We start from the raw sequence: 1,519 nt of genomic DNA on the forward strand, positions 1-1,519 counted from the left end.
CGGCGACTCCTACGATAATGCGATGGCAGAGAGTATCAACGGGTTGTACAAAACGGAGGTTATCCACCGCGGGAGCTGGAAAAACCGGACGGAAGTGGAGTTGGCCACGCTGGACTGGGTGGACTGGGTGGACTGGGTGGACTGGTACAACAACAGAAGGCTGCTCGGGCGGCTGGGTTACATCCCTCCTACTGAAGCCGAAATGAACTATTACGCTTTGCAATTAGCATCAGAGGAAGCGGCGTAGTATTGCCAAAATTACTCTCTAATAAACTCGGGGTTATTCACTCCTGGCTGGCCTGGGACCACCAGCCTGCTTGCTGTGTTTGCGCTATCAGCTTATGCGCCATCGGCAGCAGCCAATACACATCGGCGGCGGCATAGTCACATTGCCGCTCAGTCAGGGGACGCGCGAGCCAGTCGGTACGGGATTCGGATTTATCCAGCGTTACCTACAGCGTTTCGGCCACCAGCGCGGCGAAACCGCAAGAGAGTGCGCGGCCGGTAAAAGCGGCCAGCACTTGGGTGTCGATCATCGGCACCGGCATCTGGCCAAAACTATGCCAAAACACCTCCAGATCCTCGCTGCAGGCGTGCAGCAATTTGGTCACCTGCTTATCCGCCAGGAGTGCAATAAACGGTTGCCAATCGGAAATAGCCAGCGGATCGATAAGCGTTAGCGCCTCACCATCAAACATCTGGATCAAGCCCAACTGGGGATAATAGGTACGGGTACGCACGAATTCGGTATCCACCGCCACCCAACGGTGCTGACGGGCTTGCTGACATCTGTCGTGTAATGCCTGATCCGTGGTAATCAATTGATAATCCAACGCAACTCTCTCTTATTCGGCGTGATGTGAGAAAAAAAATGACGGGCGCGCGCGGAGTTTCGCGCCGCCGTTTAAGCCGCAAAGTGGCCGAAGCCTAACCACATCGGACAATGATGGCGGTAGCCGTCACGACCGGCGTTGCCGGGTGGCCATCCGTCAGCCCCGCAAGCCCTGGGCGCGGACGCGCCCGGGCGGTGACGCCCGCGTTACGGCGCTTAGTCCGCCAGCACGGTGTCGACCCGCGTGTCGCCGTAGTAACCGCCCCAGGCCGGGCCGTAGCCGGGCCCCCACGGCATAGGTATCTACACATTTATCGTGATACCTGTTATTACTTTGCAGAATGATTTCAACCTATCTGTTGGCGGGATTGACTCTCGCCTTACCCGCCGATATCAGACGCTGGTTAAACAGCATATGTGAATAACCCCGAGTTTATTAGAGAGTAATTTTGGCAATACTACGCCGCTTCCTCTGATGCTAATTGCAAAGCGTAATAGTTCATTTCGGCTTCAGTAGGAGGGATGTAACCCAGCCGCCCGAGCAGCCTTCTGTTGTTGTACCAGTCCACCCAGTCCAGCGTGGCCAACTCCACTTCCGTCCGGTTTTTCCAGCTCCCGCGGTGGATAACCTCCGTTTTGTACAACCCGTTGATACTCTCTGCCATCGCATTATCGTAGGAGTCGCCG

Annotated in this window: 2 protein-coding genes and 1 pseudogene; 1 reads left to right on the forward strand and 2 read right to left on the reverse strand. The window is 56.0% G+C overall.

Annotated elements, in window-relative coordinates; translation table 11 throughout:
* Positions 1 to 247 (forward strand): integrase core domain-containing protein (locus CINSTRO3249_RS15750; RefSeq protein ID WP_143146887.1); only part of this gene is annotated, 247 nt, incomplete at its 5' end.
* Positions 248 to 287: 40 nt separating this feature from the next.
* Here CINSTRO3249_RS15750 and CINSTRO3249_RS15755 read toward each other — a convergent pair.
* Both CINSTRO3249_RS15755 and CINSTRO3249_RS15760 read right to left on the reverse strand, forming a co-directional pair.
* Positions 288 to 833 (reverse strand): annotated as a pseudogene (locus CINSTRO3249_RS15755) (ribonuclease D); the annotation flags it as partial.
* A gap of 457 nt (positions 834 to 1,290) precedes the next feature.
* Positions 1,291 to 1,519 (reverse strand): integrase core domain-containing protein (locus CINSTRO3249_RS15760; protein ID WP_143146879.1); only part of this gene is annotated, 229 nt, incomplete at its 5' end.

It is taken from the genome of Candidatus Sodalis sp. SoCistrobi, from assembly GCF_900143145.1.
In the GTDB taxonomy this organism is placed as follows: domain Bacteria; phylum Pseudomonadota; class Gammaproteobacteria; order Enterobacterales; family Enterobacteriaceae; genus SoCistrobi.